We start from the raw sequence: 22,467 nt of genomic DNA on the forward strand, positions 1-22,467 counted from the left end.
GAAAGGAACTCGACAATGAGGGCACGTTCGTTGTTCTCCGCCATCGCCGTGGCCGCGGGCGCCCTGCTCGCCTCGGCCACCGCGTCGGTTGCGGCTCCCCCCACCACCGACGGCGAGGTCGCGCCGATGATCGTGGGTGGCGGCAACGCCACGCAGGTCTACTCCTGGATGGTCTCCCTGCAGAGCACCTCCGGCAGCCACTTCTGCGGCGGCACCCTGATCAAGGCCAACTGGGTCGTCACCGCGAAGCACTGCGTCCAGGGCACGTCGGCCTCGTCGATCCGCACCCGGATCGGCACGACCAACCGCACCAGCGGCGGCACGACCACGGGTGCGTCCCGGGTCGTCACGCACCCGTCAGCCGACCTGGCGCTCGTGCAGCTCAGCACGTCGGTCAGCCAGGCGCCCGCTCCGGTGGCGTCGACGTCCGGCGCCGTCGGCACCGCCACCCGCATCATCGGCTGGGGCCAGACCTGCCCCGTCCGCGGCGGCTGCGGCGCCCCGGTCACCCTGCAGCAGCTCGACACGTCGATCGTGGCGGACAACCGCTGCTCCGGCATCAGCGCGGCGTCGGAGATCTGCACCAACAACACCGGTGGCAACAAGGGCGCCTGCTACGGCGACTCCGGTGGCCCGCAGGTGAAGTCCGTGAACGGCCGCTGGGAGCTCGTCGGGGCGACCAGCCGTTCCGGTGGTGGCTCGACCTGCGCCACCGCACCGTCGATCTACGTGGACGTCCCGTACTTCCGTTCGTGGATCAGCCAGTACGCCGGCACGGTCTGACCGGCTGAAGTCGTAAACCCTGCACCGAGGGCCCGTCTCCCAAACGTTATGGGAGGCGGGCCCTCGCTTTGCAACCCCGGCGATCCACCGGCCGTCTACATCGGCAAGGGATGGGGTCCAGCAAGGGGGTTCGTGATGCGGATGCTGCTCGCGGCGGTCGCGCTGATGTCGGTGGCGGGATGTGCGCAGGGGACGGTGCTCGCGGAAACTCCTTCTGCCGCACCACCTTCGTCCACCTCGTCGTCCGCTCCGCCGACGTCCTCGTCCACCCCTCCCCCGCCGCCCCCGCCTCCGCCGCCCGTCGTGAAGCCCACGCCGTGCAGCATCAGCGACGGCGCGTGCATCCAGCTCTCCACGAACCAGACGTGGATCGTGCGCGGCGACCAGATCACGTACGGTCCCGTGCCGATCACCCACGGCCGCAAGGGCTTCGAGACGCCGCTCGGTGACTTCCCGGTGCTGCGCAAGGTGAAGGACGAGTGGAGCCGCCCGTACAACGGCCCCATGCCGTGGTCGACGTACTTCACCCACAGCGGCATCGCGTTCCACGAGGGCTCGCTGACCGAGCCGTCGCACGGCTGCATCCACCTTGACCGACCGTCGGCGCAGCACTACTTCCAGAACCTGGCGATCGGCGACACCGTGCAGGTCGTCGCCTGAGCACCCGGCGGGCTGTCAGCGACCAGTGCCGAGCAGCTCGCGCACGGTCGTCTCGATGGCGTCGACCCGTTTCAACGCGGTCTCGTGGTCGACGCCGTCGTCCTCCCTGGCGAGGGTGTAGATCACGCCGCCCGCGCTGGCGATGTGGTCGGGCACCCACACGATCCCGCGTTCCGCCAGCAGATCGGCGACACCGTCGTCGGTCAGCTGGTTGTTCGCGGGTCCCACGACGAGCTTCACCTTCAGCCCCGCCGCGGTCTCGGGGCTCAGCACCCCGCCCACCGCCGCGGGGACGAGCACGTCGGCCTCGACCCGGTACGCCTCGTCCGGGTGGACCCAGCCGTACCGGTCCGTCCGCCTGTTCTCGTCCACATCGGACACCGTGACGTCCGCGGCCGTCAGTCCTTCCGCGACGAGCCGGCCGACCGCACCGAACCCGCTGACGACGACCTTCTTGCCCGCCAGGTCCTCGGTGCCGAAGACGTGGTTCGAGGCCGCCCTGAGCGCCGCCAGCACACCCCTGGCCGTGGGCCCGCTGGACGACCCGGTGCCACCGCGTTCCTCCGGCAAGCAGTAGACGAACGGCGTGATCTCGTTCAGCACCACCATGTCCTCAGGACCGGTCCCGACGTCCGGTGCCGCGCGGTAGGTGCCGCCGAACTCGTCCACGAGCTCGGCGTGGTCGAGCAGCACGTCCCTGCGCAGCTCCGGCGTGAGCGGCCGGTCCACGACGATGACGCTCTTGGCGCCCCCGTGCGGAACCCCCGCCGCGGCGCACTTGAGCGTCATGGCCTTCGACAACCTCAGCACGTCCGCGACGGCGTCGGTGATCTGCCCGTACGCCTTCATCCGGCACCCGCCGACCGCCGGTCCCGCCGCCGTCGAGTGCACAGCGACCATCGTGGTCATGCCCGACCGCTTCCCCGTGCGGACCACGAGACGTTCGTGTTCCCACATCTGCGTTCCTCCCGAACTTCCGTCATGCGCAAGCCCGGAAGTTAGGGTGATCACCAGGCAATAGGTGGCTTGGCCGAACTTAATTCGGCAGCGGACGTCAGGAGTGCTCGTGGACGAACTTGATTCGGCGATCGTGCGGGAACTGCAGCGCGATGCCCGGCAGTCGAACCGGGACATCGCGCGCAAGGTCGGCGTGGCACCGTCGACCTGCCTGGAGCGCACCCGGCTGCTGCGCGAGCGGGGCGTGATCCGCGGCTACCACGCCGACATCGCGGCGTCCGCGCTGAACCGGGGCGTGCAGGCGCTGGTGTCCGTGCAGGTACGCCCGCTGAGCCGCGCCGTGATCGACAACTTCAAGGCGTTCGCGGCCGGGTTGCCCGAGGTGCAGGCGGTGTTCGTGATGGCGGGCAACGACGACTTCGTGATCCACGTGGGCGCGCAGGACAACGAGCACCTGCACGCCTTCCTGGTCGACCGGCTGAGCCAGCGCAAGGAGATCGTCGGCTTCCGGACGTCGATCATCTTCCAGCACCTGGCGAAGCACGACCCCGAGCCGCTGCCGGACGCGTGATGCCTCAGCCCGCGTCGCTGGAGTGGCCGGGGAAGAGGTGCGCCGACGGGTTGAGCAGCACGGCGATGTTGTTGACCGCCGTGGCCGCCTCGCCGAAGCCGGTGGCGATGAGCTTGACCTTGCCGGGGTACTGCGCGACGTCGCCCGCCGCGTAGATCCTGTCGATCGCGGTCTTCATCGTGGTGTCGACGACGACCGCGCGGTGGTCGAGCTCCAGCCCCCACGACTCGATCGGCCCGAGGTCGGCCGTGAACCCGAGCGCCGCGACGACCGTCTGCGCCGGCAACGTCTTCACGTCCCCGCCCTTGACCTTGACGTCCACTTCGGACAGCGGCTGCCCGCGCAACGCGAGCACCTCGGCGTCGGTGATGATCTCGACCCCCAGCTCGCGCACCTGCCGCACCGTCGCCGCGTGAGCACGGAAGTTGGCCCTGCGGTGGACGATCGTGACGCCCGCGGCGATCGGGTGCAGCGCGAGCGCCCAGTCGAACGCCGAGTCGCCGCCACCGACGATCACGACGTGCTGCCCCTCGTGCTCGGCCAGCACGGGCACGAAGTGCACCATGCCGCGCCCCAGCCACCCTTCGCCCGCGGGCAGCGGACGCGGGTTGAACTCGCCCATGCCGGCCGTGATCAGCACGGCCTTGGTGTTGATCACCGACCCGTCCGCGAGCCCGATCCGCAGACCGTCCTCAGTGGACTCGCAGGTGCGCGCCTGCCGCCCCAGCAGGTAGGTGGGCTTGAACTGGGCGGCCTGCTCCACCAGCCCGCTGACGAGGTCGCGGCCGCGGATCGCGGGAAAGCCGGCCACGTCGAAAATCATCTTCTCCGGATACATCGCGGTGATCTGGCCGCCGGGTTCGGGCAGGGCGTCGACGACCGCGACGTCCATCTCCCGGAAGCCCGCGTAGTAAGCGGCGAACAACCCCGTGGGCCCCGCGCCCACGATGAGGAGGTCGACGTCACGCTGCATGTGAGGGCCCTTCTGCCAGTGGTGGGTGGCAGTGCTGTGATCGACGATAGAGACTCGTGGTATGTCTGAACAGGAGTACCGCGTCGAGCACGACACGATGGGTGAAGTCCGCGTTCCGGTCGACGCATTGTGGCGCGCGCAGACCCAACGCGCGGTCGAGAACTTCCCGATTTCCGGTCGAGGTCTCGAACGTGCCCAGATCAGGGCGCTCGGCCTGCTCAAGGGCGCGGCCGCCAGAGTGAACGCCCAGCTGGGCGTCCTGGAGGACGACGTGGCGGCGGCCATCGCCACCGCCGCCGACGAGGTGGCGGCCGGCCGCTGGGACGACCACTTCCCGGTCGACGTGTTCCAGACGGGCTCCGGAACGTCGTCGAACATGAACTCCAACGAGGTCATCGCCACCCTCGCCACCCGCACCCTGGGCCGCGACGTGCACCCGAACGACCACGTCAACGCCTCGCAGTCGTCCAACGACACCTTCCCGACAACCCTGCGCGTCGCCGCCACCGAGGCCGTCGTGACCGACGTGATCCCGGCGTTCGAGCACCTGCTGACCGTCCTGGAAACCCGCGCGGCCGAGTGGTCGGACCTGGTGAAGTCCGGCCGGACGCACCTGATGGACGCGGTCCCCGTGACGCTGGGCCAGGAAGCAGGCGCCTGGGCGTCCCAGGTCCGCTACTCCGTGGAGCGCCTCCAAGCGTCCATCCCCCGCCTGGCCGAGCTCCCGATCGGCGGCACGGCGGTGGGCTCCGGCCTGAACGCCCCGCAGGACTTCGGCCGCTTGGTGGCCGCCGAACTGGCCACCGCCACCAACCTCCCGCTCACCGAGGCCCGCGACCACTTCGAGGCCCAGGCCACCCAGGACGGGGTGGTCGAGATCTCCGGCCAGCTCCGCGCCTCGGCCGTGGCCCTGTTCAAGATCGCCAACGACCTCCGCTGGCTGGGCTCCGGCCCCCGGACCGGCCTCGGCGAACTGGCCCTTCCAGACCTCCAGCCGGGCAGCTCGATCATGCCGGGCAAGGTCAACCCGGTCATCTCGGAAGCCACGATGATGGTGGTGGCCCAGGTGATCGGCAACGACGCGGCCGTGGCCTTCGCAGGCTCCCAGGGCAACTTCCAGCTGAACGTGATGCTCCCGGTCATCGCCCGCAACGTCCTGGAGTCCTCCCGCCTCCTCGCAGCCGTGGCCCGCCTCCTCGCCGACAAGGTGCTGGCAGGCACCACCCCCGCCGTGGACCGGATGCGCGAGTACGCCGAGTCGTCGCCGTCGATCGTGACGCCGCTGAACCGGTACCTCGGATATGAGGAGGCGGCTTCGATCGCGAAGCAGTCTTTGAAGGAGCGGAAGACGATCCGCGAGGTCGTTCTGGAGCGCGGGCACGTGCCTTCGAAGTTGAGCGAGGAGCAGCTGGACTCTGCTTTGGACGTGCTGCACATGGCTCGCGGCGGGCGGTGAGCGTCTTCCCGGTGCCGGGTTCGCCCGGCACCGGCCTCACGCGAGCAGGTTCACGCCGTCATGGGCGCGGGTCTGCACAGCCATCTCGAACGCGTCCGCGACGCGCACCGCGAAGACCGGCGCCATCGCCTCGCGCACTTCACCCAAGGTCATCCAGCGGACTTCCGCGGCTTCGTCGGTCTCCCGGCACGGCTCGCTCAGCAGCGTGCAACGAAAGACGAGCGCGACGACACCGCGGGTCAGGTTCTGGTAGACCCCGGTGAGCCGGTCGACGCGGACCTCCGCGCCGGTCTCCTCCAAGACCTCCCGGCGCGTGCCTTCCTCGAAGGTCTCGCCGGGTTCGAGCACGCCGCCCGGCGGTTCCCAGTGGCCGTTGTCGCGTCTGCGGACGACGAGAACGTCGTCCGCGTCGTTCACGACGACCCCGGCCACGCTCACCGAATGCACGGTCAGGAGTACATCGCCAGCCAGATGGCGATGTAGTGGCAGATCGCCGCCACCACGGTCGCCGCGTGGAAGAACTCGTGGAACCCGAACACGCCGGGCCACGGGTTCGGCCACCTGGTCGCGTAGAAGACGGCCCCGACCGTGTACAGCACCCCGCCCACCAGCAGCAGCACCAGGGCGGCCACGCCGGCGTGCTCCAGCAGTTCGGGCAGCACGAAGACGGCGACCCAGCCGAGGGCGATGTAGATCGGTACGCCGACCCAGCGCGGGGCGTGGGGCCAGGCCAGTTTCATGGTCACGCCGAGCAGGGCGCCGATCCACACGACCAGGAGCACGACGCGGCCTGTGTCGGGGTTCATCGCCAGGAGCGCGAACGGGGTGTAGGTGCCCGCGATGAACACGAAGATCATCGAGTGGTCGAGGCGTTTCATCCACGTGCGGACGCGGGTGGATTTCCACGTGACGCGGTGGTAGACCGCCGAGACGCCGAAGAGGCCGAGGACGGTCAGGCCGTAGACGGTCGTGGCGAGCGCTGCTCGGGCGGACACTGTGGACGCGGCGAGGGCGATCAGCGTGGCACCCGTCGCCACCGAGGCGATGAAGGACCAGAGGTGCAGCCACCCACGAAGGCGCGGCCGCAGTCCTGGTTGTGGGGGAACGGTCGCATTGGTCACAGGACCCTAGGTTACGCCACCGTAGGTTTCCGGCCACGGATCAGTGATGAAATCCGCACGGCGTACGCTCTTCCGGCGTGGCACTCCGCACGCGTGTGAAAGACGTCGTCATCCACCTCTACGAGTGGATTCTCCGGCGCGAGCTGAGCGAGACGACGCAGGTGCCCAAGCACGTGGGCGTGGTCCTCGACGGCAACCGCAGGTGGGCCAGGGAGGCCGGGTTCACCGACGTGGCGGACGGGCACCGGGCCGGGGCTCGCAAGATCCTCGAGCTGCTCGAGTGGTGCGGTGACGCCGAGGTCGAGGTCGTCACGCTCTGGATGCTCAGCACCGACAACCTGAACCGCGACAGCTCCGAGCTCGCGCCGCTGCTCGACATCATCGCCGACATCACCGACGAGCTGGCCGCGGACGGCAACCCGTGGCGGGTGCGGCACGTCGGCGCCATCGACATGTTGCCCGCCGAGCACGCCGAGCGGCTCACCAACGCGGCCAACAAGACGAAGAACCGGACGGGCATCCAGGTCAACGTCGCCGTCGCGTACGGGGGGCGGCAGGAGATCGCGGACGCCGTGCGGAAGCTCCTCCAGGCGCACGCCGAGCGGGGCGGCACCATCGAGGAGCTGGCGGAGGTGCTCGACGTCGACCACATCGCGGAGCACCTCTACACGTCCGGGCAGCCCGACCCCGACCTGATCATCCGCACGTCCGGTGAGCAGCGGCTTTCCGGGTTCATGCTCTGGCAGTCCGCGCACTCGGAGTTCTGGTTCTGCGAGGCGTACTGGCCCGGTTTCCGGCGCACGGACTTCCTGCGGGCCATGCGCGAGTACTCCAAGCGCCACCGCCGTTACGGCGGCTGAACACGCCGGAGGGGCGCCCACCGCGAGGTGAGCGCCCCTGCCGTGTGAGAAACGTCAGCCTTCGACGTTGACGTCGTCACCGTCCACGACGCCACCCGCGGCGCAGGTGTCGGTGAGGCTCGGCGAGTTGACCGGCACGGCCGCACCCAGGACGCCGACGTTGTTGCCGCAGACGCCGACGGTGGCGTTGACGTTGTTGCCGTTCAGCACGCTCAGCAGCGAACCATTCACCTGTTCGAAACCGCCGGGCGCCGCGGACGCCATGCCGGTGGCACCGAACATCATCAGGCCGGCCGTCGCCACCGCGGCGACGCACACCTTCTTCAACACTTCTTCTCCTCGTGAACGGTGCTACTAACAGAACGTTTCAGGGACGCCACGAAATGGCGTCCCTGAAACGGGGATCATCCGAAAGTGAAATCAGCCGTCGACGTTGACGTCGTCGCCGTCCACGATTCCGCCGGCCGCACAGGTGCCGGTGAAGCTCGGGGAGTTGATCGGCACGGCGGCGCCCAGGACGCCGACGTTGTTGCCGCAGGCGCCGACGGTGGCGTTGACGTTGTTGCCGTTCAGCACGCTCAGCAGCGAGCCGTTGGTCTGGTGGAAGCCGTAGTAGTGGTGGTCGCCCTCTTCTCCTGCCATGGCGGCCGGGGCGAACGCGAGCGACAGAGCAGCGGCGGCGGCGACCACCGCGAGCGTCTTCTTCACGTCATTCTCCTTCATGTCGGGTCATCCCCGTCATTTCCGGAGTCTTCGGGGATCTCCGGAGCGGTGGGGTCTCCAGGCGGAAACGCTATCCGCACCGAACTCGATCAGCCGCTCCATTACCCCCATTGTGTGACGGCATGATCAGAACAATCCCCGATCAGGTGGCGAGCCATTTCCCGATCGGTCGGCCTCGAACCGCTGTGGTAGAAGCTCTACGCTCTTCGGCTTGTGGAGGTTGACGAGCTGGTTCGCGGATACCTGGTGCTCGGGCTGCGGCTCGGGCGCCTGGTGCCCGGGTTCGTCGACTCGTTCACCGGCGACCCCGCGCTGCGCCGGGCCGTGGACAACGAGCCGCGGCTGCACCCGAGGGCCCTGCGCGACCACGCGCGGCAGCTGCGCCGCGAGCTTCCCGGCAGCGATCTCGCTGACCAGCGCAAACAGTTTCTCGACGCCCATCTGCGGGCGATGGAGTGCACGGCGCGCAAGCTCGACGGCGAGCGGATCGGGTTCGTCGACGAGGTCCAGCGGTACTTCCAGGTCCGCGTCCGCCCCGGCGACGAGGACGCGTACGCGCAGGCCCACCGCAGGCTGGACGCGGCGCTGGAGGGTCCCGGCACGCTCGCGGACCGGCTGACGGCCTTCCGGGCGGCCGACGAGGTGCCCCCGCAGCGGCTCCTGGGAGCCGTCCAGGCCGTCTCCAGCGCGTTGCGGGACCGGGTGCGGCAGAAGTTCGCGCTGCCCGAGCAGGAGATCGTCGAGTACCGGGTCGTCACGAACAAGCCGTGGAGCGGCTTCAACTACTACCTCGGCCACTTCCGCAGCCAGGTCGCGGTCAACGCCGACCTGGGCCACCGCATGTCGAACCTGCCGCACCTGGTCGCGCACGAGTCCTACCCCGGCCACCACACCGAGCACTGCCGCAAGGACGCGGGCCTGATCGCCAGGCGCGGGTACGCCGAGCAGTCGATCTTCCTGATCAACACGCCGCAGTGCCTGGTGGCGGAGGGCATGGCCGACCTCGGGCTGCACGCGGCGGTCGGGCAGGGCTGGGGAGTGTGGACGGAGCGGATCTTCCGCGACCTCGGGTTGCGAATGGACGGCGAACTGTCCGAAAAGGTCGAGTCGGCCACGGCGGGTCTGCTCACCGTGCGTCAGGACGCGGCGTTGCTGCTCCACGACCGGGGTGCCGACCAGGACGACGTGGTCGCGCACCTGCGCAGGTGGCTGCTGGTGCCCGAGCGCCGCGCCCGGCAGATGGTGCGCTTCCTGGCCGACCCGCTGTGGCGCGCGTACACCACGACCTACGTCGAAGGGGTCCGTCTCGTCAGGGCCTGGCTGGACGTCCGCGCGCCGGGAGAAACGCTCGACTCCCGGTACCTGAGACTTCTCGACGAGCCGCTGGTGCCCGCATCGCTTGAGAAACAGGTCAGGGACGGACTTTCCTGGCTCTCGGCCAACGCCCACGAGAACAGCATCTGACCAGCGAATACACGGCTGCGGTCACGTTTCGTTCTTCTTTCGGGGAGATGACGAGTTCGGATTCACCTGTGTGGCTTCGTGCCGTTGGGGCACTTCCACAGGTAACTTCGAAACCGGCGGGACGCGACCACTGCGGACCGCGCAGGGAGGCTCTGATCGTGGCAGACGACGTCGCGAGGGGGCCGGCACCCGGCCCTCGTGGTCGACCTGCCTGACGCCGCACGGCGGAAGGTGAGACGACCGATCAGGGTTGTGCCTGGCCCAGCGAGGAGCGGACGCGGGTGCCGCGTTCGTGAGGGAGTTGCCGTGAACGCACGACGTCCCGCGAGCCGTTCCTCAGGCTCATCGCGCAGTTCTTCTTCCTCCCGGCGCAAGTCCGCCGCACCGGCCATCACGACATATGTGCTGGACACGTCGGTACTGCTGTCCGACCCCCTCGCCGCCACCAGGTTCGCCGAGCACGAGGTCGTGCTCCCGCTCGTGGTGATCAGCGAGCTGGAGGGCAAGCGCCACCACCCCGAACTGGGCTGGTTCGCGAGGGAGGCCCTGCGCCTGCTCGACGACCTGCGCTTGCGGCATGGTCGCCTCGACTCGCCGATCCCCATCGGGGATCTGGGAGGCACCTTGCACGTCGAGCTCAACCACTCCGACCCGGAGGTGTTGCCATCAGGTTTCCGAACGGACTCCAACGACGCCCGAATCCTCGCGTGCTCCCTCAACCTCGCTGCTGAGGGGCGCAACGTCACCCTGGTGACCAAGGACATGCCGCTGCGGGTCAAGGCCGGTTCGGTCGGCCTGCCGGCGGAGGAGTACCGGGCGCACGACGTCACCTTGTCCGGCTGGACCGGGATGTCCGATCTGGACGTTCCGCAGTCCCTCGTGGACGGCCTGTTCAAGGAGAACGTCGTCGACCCGGCCCAGTACGAGGGCCTGGAGCACATCGCGGAGCTGCCCTGCCACACCGGACTCCGGTTGCTGGCGGGCACGTCGAGCGCTCTGGGCAGGGTGACCGCGGACAAGCAGATCAGGCTGGTGCGCGGGGATCGGGAGGCGTTCGGACTGCACGGGAGGTCCGCTGAGCAGCGGATCGCGCTGGACCTGCTGCTCGACGCCGATGTCGGCATCGTCTCGCTGGGCGGACGTGCGGGCACCGGCAAGTCGGCACTGGCGCTGTGCGCCGGTCTCGAAGCGGTGATGGAACGCAGGCAGCACCGGAAGGTCGTGGTGTTCCGGCCGCTCTACGCGGTCGGCGGCCAGGAGCTCGGGTACCTGCCGGGCAGTGAGAACGAGAAGATGGGGCCGTGGGCGCAGGCGGTGTTCGACACCCTCGGCGCGCTGGTGAGCCAGGCGGTGCTGGAGGAGGTGCTGGACCGCGGGATGCTCGAGGTCCTGCCGCTCACCCACATCCGCGGCCGCTCGCTGCACGACTCCTTCGTGATCGTCGACGAGGCGCAGTCGTTGGAGCGCAACGTGTTGCTGACCGTGCTGTCCCGCCTGGGCAGCAACTCGCGGGTGGTGCTGACGCACGACGTGGCGCAGCGCGACAACCTGCGGGTCGGCCGGCACGACGGCGTGGCGGCGGTGATCGAGAAGCTGAAGGGCCACCCGCTCTTCGCCCACATCACCCTGACGCGCTCGGAGCGGTCGCCGATCGCGGCTCTCGTCACGGAGATGCTGGAGGACTACGCCTCGTAGGTCCTCTGTGAACGAGACCGGCCCCGCGCGGCTTCCGTTGCGCGGGGCCGGTTTTCACGCTAGTCGAGCGCTCGCTTCATGAACCCGCGCAGGCCGAGGCCGCCGAAGCCCGCGATGGCGACGACGAGAACGAGCAGCACGACCGGCAGCGGCATGTGCGGCACGTCCGGCACCAGCTCCGCGCGCATGCCCTCGCTGACGTACGTCAGCGGGTTGAGCGCGCAGACCACCTTGAACCACAGCAGGTCGTCGCTCAGCGACCGCCACGGAAACTGCGCGGATCCCGTGAACAGCAACGGGGTCAGGATCACCGCGAACATCACGTTGACCCGCCGCGCCGGCACGGACGTGCCGATCACGAGCCCGACCGAGGCTCCGGCCAGGCACCCGAGGACGATCACCAGCAGGGCTCCGGGAATGCCGGACCACGCCCAGGAGACGTCGAGCATCACGAACCCGACGGGCACCATGAGCACCGCCGCGACGAAGCCGCGGACCGCGCCGAACACGATCTTCTCCACCCCGACGAGCGGGATGGACATCGGTGCGAGCAGCCGGTCCTCGATCTCCCGCGTCCACGAGAAGTCGAGCACCAGCGGCAGCGTCGTGTTCTGCAACGCGCCCAGGAACCCGTTCATCGCGATGATGCCGGGCAGCAGCACCTGGGCGAAGTCGTCCTGCACGTACCCGATGTCCCCCAGCACCTTCGCGAAGATGAAGAGGATGAAGAACGGCTGGATGATCACCTGCGCGAGGAAGCTCGGCAGCTCCCTGCCCGTGACGAACACGTCGCGCCACAGGATCGCCCGGAACGTCGTCAGCTGGCTCATCGCAGCTCCCTGCCGGTCAGGTGGATGAAGACGTCCTCCAGGCTGGGCTTGCCGATCGCCACGTCGCTGACGACGACGTCCAGGTCCCGCAACACGTTCAGCACCGCGGGAAGCGTGACCGCGGTGTCCGCGTCGGTGTAGACGCGGAACATGCCGCCCACCTCCTCGACCCGCTGCACGTCGTCCACTTCGGACAGCACCTGGACGATCTTCTCCGGCTCGTGGCCGTTCGGGCTCACCGTGACGCTGACCGTGTTGGCGCCGGGCAGGCTGCGGGTGAGCTCGGCCGGGGTGTCGAGGGTGAGCAGCTTGCCGTGGTCGACGATGCCGACCCGGTCGCACAGCTTCGCGGCCTCGTCCATGTCGTGCGTGGTCAGCACGACCGTGACGCCCTCCTCGTGCAGGGCCGTGACGCGTTCGTGGACGAAGAGCCTGGCCTGCGGGTCCAGGCCGGTGCTCGGTTCGTCCAGGAACAGCACCTTCGGGCGGTGCATGAGCGCGCGAGCGATCATCAGCCGTTGCGCCTGGCCGCCGGAGAGCGTGTCCACGAGCGCGTTCTGGTGGTCCCGCAACCCCATCCGCTCCAGGATGTCGTCGGCGAGCTTCTTGCGTTCCGCGGGCCCGATGCCGTGGTAGGCCGCGTGGAACAGCAGGTTCTGCCGCGCGTTGAGCGAGCGGTCGAGGTTGTTGCGCTGCGGCACGACGGCGAGCAGCTGCCGTGCGCGCTTGGAGTCGGCGACCACGTCGACGCCCTCCACGAACGCCTGCCCGCCGCTGGGGCGGACCCGCGTCGTCAGCACGCCGACCGTCGTCGTCTTGCCCGCGCCGTTCGGGCCGAGCAGGCCGAACACCTCACCGCGGCGGACGGTGAAGCTCAGTCCGTCCACCGCTGGTTTTTGCCCGGATTTGTAGACTTTGCGGAGATCTCTCACTTCGACCGCGTCGTCCATTGGTCACCATCCCCCTGGCAGGGGCCGCCCCTCCGCGAAGCCAGCCGCCGACTGGATGCCGAGAACAGCCCTGGTGTGGAACTCCTCCAACGAGGTCGCGCCGGCGTAGGTGCAGGCCGAGCGAACGCCGGAGGTTATCGCATCGAGCAGGTCCTCGACGCTCGGGCGGACGGGGTCCAGGCGCATCTTCGACGTGGAGATGCCCTCCTCGAACAAGCCCTTCTTGGCGCGGTCGAAAGCGTTGTCGCTGCGCGTCCTCGCCGTCACGGCGCGCTTGGACGCCATGCCGAACGACTCCTTGTAGAGGTTGCCGCGCTCGTCGCGCTGGAGGTCGCCGGGAGACTCGTAGGTGCCCGCGAACCAGCTGCCCACCATGACGCTGCTCGCCCCGGCCGCCAGCGCCAGCGCGACGTCACGCGGGTGCCGCACACCGCCGTCGGCCCAGACGTGCTTGCCGAGCTTGCGCGCCTCGGCCGAACACTCGGCGACAGCGCTGAACTGCGGCCGTCCGACGCCGGTCATCATGCGCGTGGTGCACATCGCGCCCGGCCCGACACCGACCTTGATGATGTCCGCACCGGCCTCGACCAGGTCCCGCACGCCTTCCGCGGTGACGACGTTGCCCGCGGCGATCGGCACGTGCGGGTCCGCCTCCCGGACGGCCCGGAGCGCGGTGATCATCTTCTCCTGGTGCCCGTGGGCGGTGTCCACGACGAGAACGTCCACACCGGCCTTCAGCAACGCCTCGGCCTTCGCCCGCACGTCCCCGTTGACCCCGACCGCCGCGGCGATCCGCAGCTTGCCGTCGTCGTCCGTGGCGGGCTTGTAGACCTCGGCCCGCAGCGCCGTCAGCTCGGTCAGCACACCGCTGAGCCGCTGCTGCTCGTCCACGCCGAGCGCGATCCGGTGGGTGCTGTGGTGGAGCTTCTCGAAGACGTCCTGCGGCTTCGTGCCGAGAGGCAGCTTCAGCACGTCGGTGTTCATCACGTCGCCGAGCCGTGCGAACCGGTCGACGCCCGTGAGCGCCGCCTCGTCGACGACCCCGAGGGGCCGCCCTCCGTCGTCGACGACGACCACCGCGCCGTGAGCCCGTTTGTGGATGAGGTTCCACGCGTCCGCCACCGCGTCGCCCGTGGTGAGGGTCAACGGGGTGTCCCAGACCGGATGCCGCTCCTTGACCCACGCGGTGATCTCCGCGACCGCCTCGGTCGGCACGTCCTGCGGGATGACGACGATCCCGCCGCGCCGCGCGATGGTCTCCGCCATCCGCCGCCCGGCCACCGCCGTCATGTTCGCGACGACGATCGGGATCGTGGCCCCGGTGCCGTCCGAGGTGGAGAGGTCGACGCCGAACCGCGACTCCACGGCACTGCGGCCGGGGACGAGGAAGACGTCGTCGTAGGTCAGGTCGTAAGAGGGTCGATGCCCTTCGATGAACCGCACGTGCTTTCACGATACGCGCGAGTCGGCCGGTGGGCTCTACGGTTTCCAGACGTAGGCGGTGGTCGTGGTGACCGGGACGAACCCGAGGCGCTCCAGGATCGGCCTGCTGTTCTCGGTGGCGTCGACCTGCAGGTACTTGACGCCCCGGTCGAGCGCCACCCGAGCTCGGTGCGCGACGAGCGCGCGGTAGATGCCCCGGCCGCGGTACTCCCGGAGCGTGCTGCCACCCCACAGGCCGCCGAACTCCGTGCCCGGCACGACCTCCAGCCTCGCTGAGGAGACGATCCGGCCCTCCGCCGTCTCCGCCACGACGACGACCGTGTTCGGATCGTGCTTCTTGTCGATGAGGTAGCCCGCCAGGTAGTCGACCTCCATGCCGAACGCCTCACCGGCGGACGCCACCATCTTCTCGATGTCGCCCTCGGCCTTCGTCTCCCGCAGGGTGATGCCGTCCAGGTGGACAGGGGCGGTCATCTCCTCGGCCCTGCCGATGAGGACGGTCTCCGGGCCCTCCGCCTCGAACCCCGCCGCCAGCAGCTGGTCCGGCAGGTCCTCCGGGAGGTCGTGGCCCCAGGTCTTCCACTCGAACGGCTGGTTCCTGGCGGCGAAGAACGCCTGCTGCCTGGCGATCAGGCCGGCCAGCTCCTGACCCGTGATGCCGAGGGTGGGCGGGCCCGCCACGAATCCCCGCCTGCTCGGCCAGGCGAGGCGGTGGACCGGGCCGTCCCGGTCGACGGTGGCCTCCGGGTCCGGGGAGGTCCACTCGGCGGGGCGGGCCTGGTGGTCGAAGGCGTGGAGGAGTGCGGCGGGGTCGGTCATGGGACGGACGGTATGGGCTGGTCAGGCGGGGAGCACGCCAATTTCGGCCGGGGTCGGTGTCGGCCTGGGGCGTGGTGGGGGCGACAGGGCGGGCACGGCCGGGCGAGGTGGCAGCCCTTCGGGGCAGGTGATCGGTGGGGACCCCTCGGGCTGGCGCGAAGGGTGGTGGCCGCCGCGCCTCGCCACCCCACCGGCCACGGCCCGGCCGACCGCCGGTCACGTCTCCGCTGTCCGGTCACGCCTCCCCGGCCGACGCCGTCGCCCCCTCCTCCGACTCCGCGACCGGGCGGGCCGCGGGCAGGAGGGCCCTCACCTCGTCGATCGTCGTCGCCTCCGACGGGTCCTTGTCCGGGCGGTAGCGGACGACGCGGGCGAAGCGCAGGGCCACGCCGCCGGGGTAGCGCGGGGAGACCTGCACGCCGTCCAGCTCGATCTCGATCACCAGCTCGGGGCGGACCGTGACGACCCAGTCGTTCTGGTCCGTCGCGATCTCCTGGAGGGCCTTGGTCTGCCACTTCAGCAGCTCGTCGGTGAGGCCCTTGAACGTCTTGCCGACCATCACCGGCGGGCCGCCGTCCGGGTCGCGGGCGCCCAGGTGCAGGTTCGACAGCCAGCCTCGGCGGCGACCGCTGCCCCACTCGACGCCCAGGACGACCAGGTCGAGGGTGTGGACCGGTTTGACCTTCTGCCAGGCGCGGCCTCTGCGGCCCGCCGCGTAGGGGGAGGCCAGCGACTTCACCATCACGCCCTCGTGGCCCGCGTCGAGGGACGCCTTCACCACCTCGGCGGCCTGGTCGGGGGTGGGGTCGAGGACGCCGGGGATGACGTGGGCGCCCGCTACGCGGCGGAGGGCGGCCAGGCGGTCTCGCAGGGGGTTGTCGAGGAGGTCCTCGCCGTCCAGGTGGAGGCAGTCGAAGAAGTACGGGTGCAGGAGCAGCTCGCGTTCGTCCTGCGCGCCGAAGCGGCTCATCGTCTCTTGGAACGGCCTCGGCCTGCCCTCGTCGGTGAGCGCCAGGGTCTCGCCGTCGAGCACGACGGACGTGCACGGCAGGCCGCGGACCAGGTCGACCAGTTCGGGGACGGTCTTGGTGATCTCGCGCAGCGTGCGGGTGTAGACGTGGACCTCGTCGCCGGAGCGGTGGACCTGGATGCGGGCGCCGTCGAGCTTGTGCTCGACCACGCAGCCGCCCAGCTCGGCGAGCGCCTCGTCCAGCGACTCCGCCGGGGACGCCAGCATGGGGCGCAGCGGGCGGCCCACCTCCAGGCGGAACGCCTCCAGCGCCTCGGCGCCGCCCTCCAGGGCCGCCGCCGCCGTCTCGGGCAGGCGGCCGGACAGCATGAACGCGCGGCGGACGGTCTCGCCCGGCACGTCGGCGGCGGAGGCGATCGCGTCCAGCATCACGCCTTCCAGCGCGCCCTGCCGCAGCTCGCCGGTGAGCAGGCGCCGCAGGAAGTCCTGCTCGGCCTCGGTGGAACGGGCGAACAGCGCCGTCAGCAGGTCTGCTCTGCGTTGCGCGGAGCCCTTGCCGGACGTGCCGGCCACCTCGGCCAGCGCGGCGTCGACCTCGGCGACCGTGAGACCGGCCGCCGGGGCGGGCGGCACCGCGAGGTCGAGGATCGTGCGCCAGCCCGTGCCGATGCGGCCCTGGCGGGGCGTGCCCACCAGGAACGACACGACCGCGAGCACGACGTCGCCCGCCGCCGGGCGCAGGAGCGCGGACAGCGCCTTGACCTTGGCCAGGCGCGACCGGGTGGCCGCCACCGCGGCTGACGTGTCGACCACTTCGGAGAAGAGCACGAACTCATGGTGCACCCGAGCACTGACATTTTCTCGAGACGCGGGCTAGGCTGGCCGGACCAGTCGGTCTACCCGGGGGTCCGGATCGCCATGCGCGCACTCGTCGCTGCCGCCCTGCTCTTCGCCGCCGTTCTCACGGGTCCCGCCACCGGCGACCGCGAGCACATCCTCGGCGACGTCGACACCAGCTCCAAGCGCGAGCACATCCTCTGAAGCGCTGCGCCGGAGGTCCTGCCCCGCCGTCATCCGCCACGCACACGCTCGTGTGTCATCCGCCAGTGGTCCCCGCCTCCTCTGCGTGACGCGGCTTTCTCACGCGGGAGCCCCGCGTACCAACTACGCGGACGAAGGGTCCCCGCGTGCGGCAGGGAAAACACAGAGGAGAGTTGTGAGTGGGGCGGGGCGTTACGGACAGTAGTGCTGGAAGCGGGCTTGGACCGCGTCGGCGATCTCCTTGACCGCTTCGTGCAGGCGGTCGGGTGAGAGCGACGCGTATCCCACCACCAAGCCGGGCCACATCGGCGTGCGCGTGTACTGGGCCAACGCCCACACGTGCACCCCTCGCTCCTCAAGCTTGCTCTTCAACGCGAGGTCGTCCGTCCCGTCCGGCATGCGCAGTACGACGTGCAGCCCGGCTGCCACGCCGACGGCCTGCCATCCCGGCAGATGCTCCGACACGGCCTCCAGCAACGCGTCACGCCTCTTCCGGTAGAGCGCGCGCGTTCGCCGCAGGTGCCGGTCGTAGCCGCCCGTCCGCAACAGGTGCGCGAACGCCGCCTGCGGGATCGTGGCGGTGCCCATGTCGTTGTACTGCTTGCGTTGCACGATGTCGTCGCGCAGCCGTTCCGGCACGACGAGCCAGCCGAGGCGCAACGCGGGTGCGAGCACCTTGCTCGTCGTCCCCTGGTACACGACGTGGTCGGGTGCGAGTGCCTGCAACGCGCCCAGCGCGGGCCGGTCGTAGCGGTGTTCGGCGTCGTAGTCGTCCTCGATGATCAACCCGTTCCGCTCCCGCGCCCATTCCACGAGCGCGCGTCGTCGTTCCGGGTGCAGCACCACGCCGAGCGGGAACTGGTGCGCGGACGTCACCATCACCGCACGGCAGTCCGTTTCGGACAGAAGATCGACCCTGATCCCCTTGTCGTCCACCGGGATCGGCACGGGTGTGAGGCCGTGTGCGCGCAGCAGGCTCTCGCCGCCGACGTGGCTGGGGTCCTCGATGGCGATCTTGCCGTCCAGCAGCCGCGCGGTGAGCTGCAACCCGTCGGCCGAGCCGTTGGTGATCACCGCGTCCTTCGCGACGACTGCGCGCACGCGGGCGAGGTAGTCGACGATCTCCTTGCGCAGCCCCAGAAATCCCGCAGGGTCGGGGTACGCCAGGTCGTCGTCGGGCAGCTCGGCCAACGCGGCCCGGTGCGCGGAAACCCAGTCGGCGCGCGGGAAAGCGCCCAGCGCGGGCAGGCCGGGACGCAGGTTGTAGCGCCACCGCCGCGGCGGCTCCGGCACCCCGGACACACCGGCGGGGCCGAGGCTCGCGACCGTCGTCCCCGAGCCCCTGCGCGACGTCAGGTACCCCTCGGCGACGAGCTGCGTGTACGCCGACGTCACCGTCCCGCGGGCCACCCCGAGCTGGGCCGCGAGGTCCCTGCTCGACGGCAGCCGCGTGCCCGGCACGAGCCGCCCGTCGCGGATCGCCCTGCGCAGCTCGGCCTCCACGCCGCGCCGCCGCTGGTGACCCGGCAACAACAGCTCGCGAAAAGTGGTCCAGTTCGAGGACATGGAAGTGGAGCTTAAAACTGGACCAGTCAGGCGTGAAGCTCGGAACCATGAAACTCGGGGTGGCCGCGGGAGCGACAGCGGCAACGATCGTCGGCGCGTCGGTCCCGATCACGGGAATGCTGGAGGGGTACCCGGTCCTGACCGGTCAGGCGATGCGCTACGCACTGGGCGCGGCCGTGTTGTTGCTGGTCGCACGGCGTCTGCCCATCCCGTCGTGGCGCGACGTCCCGCCGCTGCTGGGCGTGGTGGTGTCGGGCATGCTCGGCTTCAACGCCCTGCTCATCGCCGCGCAGCAGTACGCGGAACCGGGCTTCGTAGCCGCCGTGATGGGCGGCTCCCCCATCGTGATCGCCCTGCTCTCCCGCCGGCGCACCACGTCGGCCCTGGTGGGTGCCGTGGTCGTGGCGGCGGGCATCGTGCTGTTGTCCGGCGGCGGTTCGTGGCACGGCCCCGGCCTCGTGCTGGCGTTGCTCACGATGGCGGGCGAGGTGGGCTTCACGCTGTTCGCCGTCGGTGTCGTGCGCCGGCTGGGTGTTCTCGGCGTGGCCACCTGGTCGTGCCTGCTCGCCACGGCGATCGGCGCGGTCGCCGGCACGTTCGTCGGCGGCTGGCAGGTCCCGGACGCGCGGCAGGCGTCCGCGCTGGCGCTGCTCGCGGTCGTGGTGACCGCACTGGCGTTCGGGCTCTGGTACTTCGCCGTGAACCGGCTGGGTTCCGACCGCGCAGGAGTCCTGATCGGCCTCATGCCGGTGGCAGGTCTGGCCACGTCCGTGCTGCTGGGCGCACAGAACCTCACGGTCGTGGCCGTCCTCGGCGTCACCACCGTGACCCTCGGCTGCGTGATCGGCCTCCGCAAGCCACCCGCACCGCAGGAGCCGCCCGTCCCCGCACACGCGACTCCGCCGCACGCGGGGTCCCTTCGTACTGTCACATAGTACGAAGGGACCCCGCGTGCGGTGCGGCGTCACGTGAGGTCGGGCCCCTGCGAGCGCAGGTCGTCGACCTTCGCCATCGCTTCCCGCAGCTCACCGAGCCACGTGTCCGCGTGCTCACCGACCAGCCGCACGGCCCACGCCAGTGCGTCGGCACGAGACCGCGCGACGCCCGCGGCCACCAACGTGTCGAGCACCTGGCGTTCGGGCTGGCGCAGCCGCGTCATCACCGGCACGGCCAGGTGCGTGAACAGCTCGCGCGTGCCGCCCTGGACCGCACCCCAGGCGACCTTGCGGCCGTAGCGGTGCTCGGCCTGGCGGGCGATCTCGATGCGCTCGTCCCGCGTCTCCTCTCGCCAGCGCGCGATGCGGCCCGCCTCGGCCGCGGCGCGTGACGCGTCGTCGAACTCGCCCTCCAGATCGGGCAACGTGCCGACGACCGTGATCTCCTCGCGGTCCACCGTCAGCTCCGGCGCACCCGTGAACCAGCCGTCGGGCAGCCGGCCCGCGAACCACGCCGCCGCGTCGTCGGCCGGTGGCAGGTCAGCCTGCTGCCACCCGCCTCGTCCTCGCCATCCTCGTCCCATCACGACCACCCCTGATTACATGATTACGTCATTACTGACGCTACGCCTGCAATCAGTCAGAGGGTGTTCGCCGTCAGTGAAGTGACCAGCGCGTCCACCGACGCCACGGGCCTGTCGCACACGTATCCGCGGCACACGTACGCGACAGGGGCCTCGTCCAGCAAAGGACGGTCTTCGAGCAACGGCGCGGACGACGGCTCTCCGGCGACGACGACGCCGCCTCCCGGCACATGCGCGATCGCCGCCGCCCACAGGTCCGCACGGCGCGGGTCGTCCCCGACACCCACGACGGCCACCTGCAACGGACCGGCCACCAACGTCTCGGCGACCGTCAGCCAGTGACCGGCGAACCGGGGTGCGCGCGTGGCCAGCAGCCCGGCCCGCGTCACGGCCGCCGACGCCGCGTCCAGGTACCGCGACGAACGGTCGGCGCCCGCCAGCAACGACGCCGTGAGCAGGGCCGAGGCCAGCGACGACGCACCGGACGGCGACGCGTTGTCGGTCGAGTCGGCCGGCCTGCGCACCAACGCCTCGGCGTCGTCGGCGGTGTCGTAGTAGGCGCCCGGCGTCTCCGGGACGGCGAACCGGGCCAGCGCCGTGTCGAGCAGCCCGCACGCCAGGTCGAGCCACCGGACCGAGCCGGTGACCTGGTGCAACGACAGCAGGCCGTCGGCCAGGCAGCCGTAGTCCTCCAGCACGCCGAGCGACGGCCCGGCCACCCCGTCACGCGAGGTGCGCAGCAGCCGGCCCTCGACGAGGTGCACCGAGGCGAGCAGCGACGCGGCCTCCGCCGCCGCCGCGATCCACTCGGGTTCACCGAAGAACGCGCCCGCCTCGGCCAGTGCCGCGATCGTCAGGCCGTTCCACGAGGCGATCACCTTGTCGTCCCGGCCCGGTTGCGGCCGTCCGGCCCGCCGGGCCAGCAGCTCGGCCCGCACGTCCTCCCCCGGCTCCGACACGAACCGCAGCGTCGACTTGCCGTCCTCGAAGTTGGGTTCCTCGGTGACACCGAACGCCGCGGCGGCGTCTCCCAGCTCCTCGTACGTCCACACGTACGTGAGGCCCTCGACGCCGTCGGTGTCCGCGTCCAGCGACGCCGCGAAACCCCCCTCGGCCGTTCGCAGCTCTCGCAGCAGGAACGCCGCCGTGTCCCTGGCGACGCGCTCGTAGCGTTCGGAAGCCGTGACCCGCGTCAGGTGCGTGTAGAAGCGCAGCAGCAAAGCGTTGTCGTACAACATCTTCTCGAAGTGCGGCACGACCCACGACGCGTCGACGCTGTACCGCGCGAACCCGCCGCCGAGCTGGTCGTACATGCCGCCGTTCGCCATCGCGTCGGCCGTGGAGGTCGCCATCGAGATCGCCTCGACCGACCCGGTGCGCTCGTGGTGGCGCAGCAGGAACTCGACGACCATCGACGGCGGGAACTTCGGGGCGTTGCCGAACCCGCCGTTGCGCCGGTCGAACTCACCCAGCAACGACACCACCGCGCCCGCCAGCGCGTCGGAGTCCACAGTGGACGGCGGCAGCGGCGCGGCCTGCCTGGCGATCTCGTCGACGACCGCGGAGGCCGACTGCAGGACCTCCTCACGGCGCGTCGTCCAGGTGGCCGACACCGCTTCGAGGAGCTGCGGGAACGACGGCATGCCCGGCCGCGGCGACGGCGGGTAGTAGGTGCCCGCGTGGAACGGGCGCTGGTCCGGCGTCAGGAACACCGTCATCGGCCACCCGCCGTGCCCGGTCACGGCCTGCGTGACCTCCATGTAGACGGCGTCGACGTCCGGACGTTCCTCGCGGTCCACCTTCACCGGCACGAAGTGCTCGTTCAGGTAGGCGGCGATGTCCGGGTCCTCGAAGGACTCGTGGGCCATCACGTGGCACCAGTGGCAGGCCGCGTAGCCGACGGACAGCAGCACCGGGACGTCACGCCGCCGTGCCTCCGCGAACGCCTCCTCGCTCCACGGCCACCAGTCGACCGGGTTCTCGGCGTGCTGCAGGAGGTACGGGCTGGTGGCGTCAGCGAGCCGGTTCGTCATGCCGTTCACACTAATTGGGGCGCGCGGAGGGCG

General features: G+C 70.4%; 23 protein-coding genes. 9 read left to right on the forward strand and 14 right to left on the reverse strand.

The features are described 5' to 3' along the window. The first annotated feature begins 15 nt into the window (after positions 1 to 15). Together BLT23_RS26270 and BLT23_RS26275 are read left to right on the forward strand one after the other, a co-directional pair. Entirely contained in the window at positions 16 to 783 is a 768-nt protein-coding gene (locus BLT23_RS26270) for a S1 family peptidase (RefSeq protein ID WP_090053400.1), read from the forward strand. Between the two features lie 135 nt (positions 784 to 918). After that, positions 919 to 1,443 carry a L,D-transpeptidase gene (locus BLT23_RS26275; protein WP_245744179.1) on the forward strand — a complete coding sequence of 175 codons (525 nt, stop codon included), beginning with the start codon at positions 919 to 921 and terminating at the stop codon, positions 1,441 to 1,443. A gap of 15 nt (positions 1,444 to 1,458) precedes the next feature. On the opposite strand, the gene BLT23_RS26280 is transcribed toward BLT23_RS26275, so the two are convergent. Continuing rightward, complete coding sequence (locus BLT23_RS26280; protein WP_090053404.1) at positions 1,459 to 2,400, reverse strand: Glu/Leu/Phe/Val dehydrogenase dimerization domain-containing protein; 942 nt, start codon at positions 2,398 to 2,400, stop codon at positions 1,459 to 1,461. Positions 2,401 to 2,509: 109 nt separating this feature from the next. On the opposite strand from BLT23_RS26280, the gene BLT23_RS26285 reads away from it, so the two are divergent. Continuing rightward, positions 2,510 to 2,971 carry an Lrp/AsnC family transcriptional regulator gene (locus BLT23_RS26285; protein WP_090053406.1) on the forward strand — a complete coding sequence of 154 codons (462 nt, stop codon included), beginning with the start codon at positions 2,510 to 2,512 and terminating at the stop codon, positions 2,969 to 2,971. A gap of 4 nt (positions 2,972 to 2,975) precedes the next feature. Here BLT23_RS26285 and BLT23_RS26290 read toward each other — a convergent pair whose 3' ends face one another. Further along, positions 2,976 to 3,944 carry an NAD(P)/FAD-dependent oxidoreductase gene (locus BLT23_RS26290; RefSeq protein WP_090053408.1) on the reverse strand — a complete coding sequence of 323 codons (969 nt, stop codon included), beginning with the start codon at positions 3,942 to 3,944 and terminating at the stop codon, positions 2,976 to 2,978. Positions 3,945 to 4,005: 61 nt separating this feature from the next. On the opposite strand from BLT23_RS26290, the gene BLT23_RS26295 reads away from it, so the two are divergent. After that, positions 4,006 to 5,400 (forward strand): class II fumarate hydratase, encoded by a 1,395-nt coding sequence (locus BLT23_RS26295; RefSeq protein WP_090053410.1) that lies wholly within the window; start codon positions 4,006 to 4,008, stop codon positions 5,398 to 5,400. 36 nt (positions 5,401 to 5,436) lie between these two features. Here the strand turns inward: BLT23_RS26295 and BLT23_RS26300 are convergent, their stop codons facing one another. Both BLT23_RS26300 and trhA read right to left on the reverse strand, forming a co-directional pair. Beyond that, on the reverse strand, positions 5,437 to 5,838 hold the full coding sequence (locus BLT23_RS26300; protein WP_245744180.1) for an NUDIX hydrolase: 402 nt from the start codon (positions 5,836 to 5,838) through the stop codon (positions 5,437 to 5,439). An 11-nt stretch (positions 5,839 to 5,849) separates the two neighbouring features. Beyond that, complete coding sequence (gene trhA / locus BLT23_RS26305; protein ID WP_090053412.1) at positions 5,850 to 6,521, reverse strand: PAQR family membrane homeostasis protein TrhA; 672 nt, start codon at positions 6,519 to 6,521, stop codon at positions 5,850 to 5,852. 77 nt (positions 6,522 to 6,598) lie between these two features. On the opposite strand from trhA, the gene BLT23_RS26310 reads away from it, so the two are divergent. Beyond that, entirely contained in the window at positions 6,599 to 7,381 is a 783-nt protein-coding gene (locus BLT23_RS26310; protein ID WP_090053414.1) for an isoprenyl transferase, read from the forward strand. A gap of 54 nt (positions 7,382 to 7,435) precedes the next feature. On the opposite strand, the gene BLT23_RS26315 is transcribed toward BLT23_RS26310, so the two are convergent. Both BLT23_RS26315 and BLT23_RS26320 read right to left on the reverse strand, forming a co-directional pair. Next, a complete protein-coding gene (locus tag BLT23_RS26315; protein WP_245744181.1) occupies positions 7,436 to 7,711 on the reverse strand; it encodes a hypothetical protein in 276 nt (91 codons plus the stop codon). Positions 7,712 to 7,801: 90 nt separating this feature from the next. Continuing rightward, positions 7,802 to 8,104, reverse strand: coding sequence for a hypothetical protein (locus tag BLT23_RS26320; RefSeq protein ID WP_090053416.1), 303 nt, complete (start codon positions 8,102 to 8,104; stop codon positions 7,802 to 7,804). 213 nt (positions 8,105 to 8,317) lie between these two features. On the opposite strand from BLT23_RS26320, the gene BLT23_RS26325 reads away from it, so the two are divergent. Together BLT23_RS26325 and phoH2 are read left to right on the forward strand one after the other, a co-directional pair. Beyond that, on the forward strand, positions 8,318 to 9,568 hold the full coding sequence (locus BLT23_RS26325; protein ID WP_090053419.1) for a DUF885 domain-containing protein: 1,251 nt from the start codon (positions 8,318 to 8,320) through the stop codon (positions 9,566 to 9,568). 402 nt (positions 9,569 to 9,970) lie between these two features. Continuing rightward, the gene (gene phoH2 / locus BLT23_RS26330; RefSeq protein ID WP_342713702.1) at positions 9,971 to 11,263 is read left to right on the forward strand and encodes an RNA 5'-3' helicase PhoH2; all 1,293 of its coding nucleotides are present in this window, start codon (positions 9,971 to 9,973) and stop codon (positions 11,261 to 11,263) included. Positions 11,264 to 11,322: 59 nt separating this feature from the next. Here the strand turns inward: phoH2 and BLT23_RS26335 are convergent, their stop codons facing one another. The 5 genes from BLT23_RS26335 to BLT23_RS26355 form a co-directional block, all read right to left on the reverse strand. Beyond that, a complete protein-coding gene (locus BLT23_RS26335) occupies positions 11,323 to 12,093 on the reverse strand; it encodes an ABC transporter permease (RefSeq protein ID WP_090053423.1) in 771 nt (256 codons plus the stop codon). Continuing rightward, positions 12,090 to 13,043, reverse strand: coding sequence for an ABC transporter ATP-binding protein (locus BLT23_RS26340; protein WP_090053425.1), 954 nt, complete (start codon positions 13,041 to 13,043; stop codon positions 12,090 to 12,092). Before BLT23_RS26340 ends, BLT23_RS26335 begins: the two co-directional genes overlap by 4 nt. A gap of 3 nt (positions 13,044 to 13,046) precedes the next feature. Beyond that, positions 13,047 to 14,486: a GuaB1 family IMP dehydrogenase-related protein gene (locus tag BLT23_RS26345; RefSeq protein ID WP_090053426.1), complete on the reverse strand. Its 1,440-nt coding sequence runs from the start codon at positions 14,484 to 14,486 to the stop codon at positions 13,047 to 13,049. Between the two features lie 36 nt (positions 14,487 to 14,522). Then, positions 14,523 to 15,305 carry a GNAT family N-acetyltransferase gene (locus BLT23_RS26350; protein WP_090053428.1) on the reverse strand — a complete coding sequence of 261 codons (783 nt, stop codon included), beginning with the start codon at positions 15,303 to 15,305 and terminating at the stop codon, positions 14,523 to 14,525. A gap of 235 nt (positions 15,306 to 15,540) precedes the next feature. Continuing rightward, the gene (locus BLT23_RS26355; RefSeq protein ID WP_090053838.1) at positions 15,541 to 17,103 is read right to left on the reverse strand and encodes an ATP-dependent DNA ligase; all 1,563 of its coding nucleotides are present in this window, start codon (positions 17,101 to 17,103) and stop codon (positions 15,541 to 15,543) included. Between the two features lie 90 nt (positions 17,104 to 17,193). On the opposite strand from BLT23_RS26355, the gene BLT23_RS42100 reads away from it, so the two are divergent. Then, positions 17,194 to 17,316, forward strand: coding sequence for a hypothetical protein (locus BLT23_RS42100; RefSeq protein ID WP_281248897.1), 123 nt, complete (start codon positions 17,194 to 17,196; stop codon positions 17,314 to 17,316). A 192-nt stretch (positions 17,317 to 17,508) separates the two neighbouring features. Here the strand turns inward: BLT23_RS42100 and pdxR are convergent, their stop codons facing one another. Next, positions 17,509 to 18,882 (reverse strand): MocR-like pyridoxine biosynthesis transcription factor PdxR, encoded by a 1,374-nt coding sequence (pdxR, locus tag BLT23_RS26365; RefSeq protein WP_090053432.1) that lies wholly within the window; start codon positions 18,880 to 18,882, stop codon positions 17,509 to 17,511. 47 nt (positions 18,883 to 18,929) lie between these two features. Between pdxR and BLT23_RS26370 the strand changes: the two genes are divergently transcribed. Continuing rightward, positions 18,930 to 19,817, forward strand: a complete 888-nt coding sequence (locus BLT23_RS26370) for a DMT family transporter (RefSeq protein ID WP_090053840.1) — start codon at positions 18,930 to 18,932, stop codon at positions 19,815 to 19,817. Positions 19,818 to 19,846: 29 nt separating this feature from the next. Here the strand turns inward: BLT23_RS26370 and BLT23_RS26375 are convergent, their stop codons facing one another. Together BLT23_RS26375 and BLT23_RS26380 are read right to left on the reverse strand one after the other, a co-directional pair. Next, the gene (locus BLT23_RS26375) at positions 19,847 to 20,401 is read right to left on the reverse strand and encodes a hypothetical protein (RefSeq protein WP_090053842.1); all 555 of its coding nucleotides are present in this window, start codon (positions 20,399 to 20,401) and stop codon (positions 19,847 to 19,849) included. A gap of 56 nt (positions 20,402 to 20,457) precedes the next feature. Continuing rightward, positions 20,458 to 22,434, reverse strand: coding sequence for a thioredoxin domain-containing protein (locus tag BLT23_RS26380; protein WP_090053844.1), 1,977 nt, complete (start codon positions 22,432 to 22,434; stop codon positions 20,458 to 20,460). Positions 22,435 to 22,467: the final 33 nt, after the last annotated feature.

Source organism: Lentzea fradiae (assembly GCF_900100955.1).
GTDB classification, from domain to species: Bacteria; Actinomycetota; Actinomycetes; order Mycobacteriales; family Pseudonocardiaceae; genus Lentzea; species Lentzea fradiae.

Bases quoted from the DNA above. Each gene is read 5' to 3' on its own strand.
- BLT23_RS26295 (WP_090053410.1), top strand. From the start codon at position 4,006: ATGTCTGAACAGGAGTACCGCGTCGAGCACGACACGATGGGTGAAGTC.
- BLT23_RS26290 (WP_090053408.1), bottom strand. From the start codon at position 3,944: ATGCAGCGTGACGTCGACCTCCTCATCGTGGGCGCGGGGCCCACGGGG.
- BLT23_RS26270 (WP_090053400.1), top strand. From the start codon at position 16: ATGAGGGCACGTTCGTTGTTCTCCGCCATCGCCGTGGCCGCGGGCGCC.
- BLT23_RS26280 (WP_090053404.1), bottom strand. From the start codon at position 2,400: ATGTGGGAACACGAACGTCTCGTGGTCCGCACGGGGAAGCGGTCGGGC.
- BLT23_RS26340 (WP_090053425.1), bottom strand. From the start codon at position 13,043: ATGGACGACGCGGTCGAAGTGAGAGATCTCCGCAAAGTCTACAAATCC.
- BLT23_RS26320 (WP_090053416.1), bottom strand. From the start codon at position 8,104: ATGAAGGAGAATGACGTGAAGAAGACGCTCGCGGTGGTCGCCGCCGCC.
- BLT23_RS26350 (WP_090053428.1), bottom strand. From the start codon at position 15,305: ATGACCGACCCCGCCGCACTCCTCCACGCCTTCGACCACCAGGCCCGC.
- BLT23_RS26375 (WP_090053842.1), bottom strand. From the start codon at position 20,401: ATGGGACGAGGATGGCGAGGACGAGGCGGGTGGCAGCAGGCTGACCTG.
- BLT23_RS42100 (WP_281248897.1), top strand. From the start codon at position 17,194: ATGCGCGCACTCGTCGCTGCCGCCCTGCTCTTCGCCGCCGTTCTCACG.
- BLT23_RS26370 (WP_090053840.1), top strand. From the start codon at position 18,930: ATGAAACTCGGGGTGGCCGCGGGAGCGACAGCGGCAACGATCGTCGGC.
- BLT23_RS26335 (WP_090053423.1), bottom strand. From the start codon at position 12,093: ATGAGCCAGCTGACGACGTTCCGGGCGATCCTGTGGCGCGACGTGTTC.
- BLT23_RS26275 (WP_245744179.1), top strand. From the start codon at position 919: ATGCGGATGCTGCTCGCGGCGGTCGCGCTGATGTCGGTGGCGGGATGT.
- BLT23_RS26380 (WP_090053844.1), bottom strand. From the start codon at position 22,434: ATGACGAACCGGCTCGCTGACGCCACCAGCCCGTACCTCCTGCAGCAC.
- pdxR (WP_090053432.1), bottom strand. From the start codon at position 18,882: ATGTCCTCGAACTGGACCACTTTTCGCGAGCTGTTGTTGCCGGGTCAC.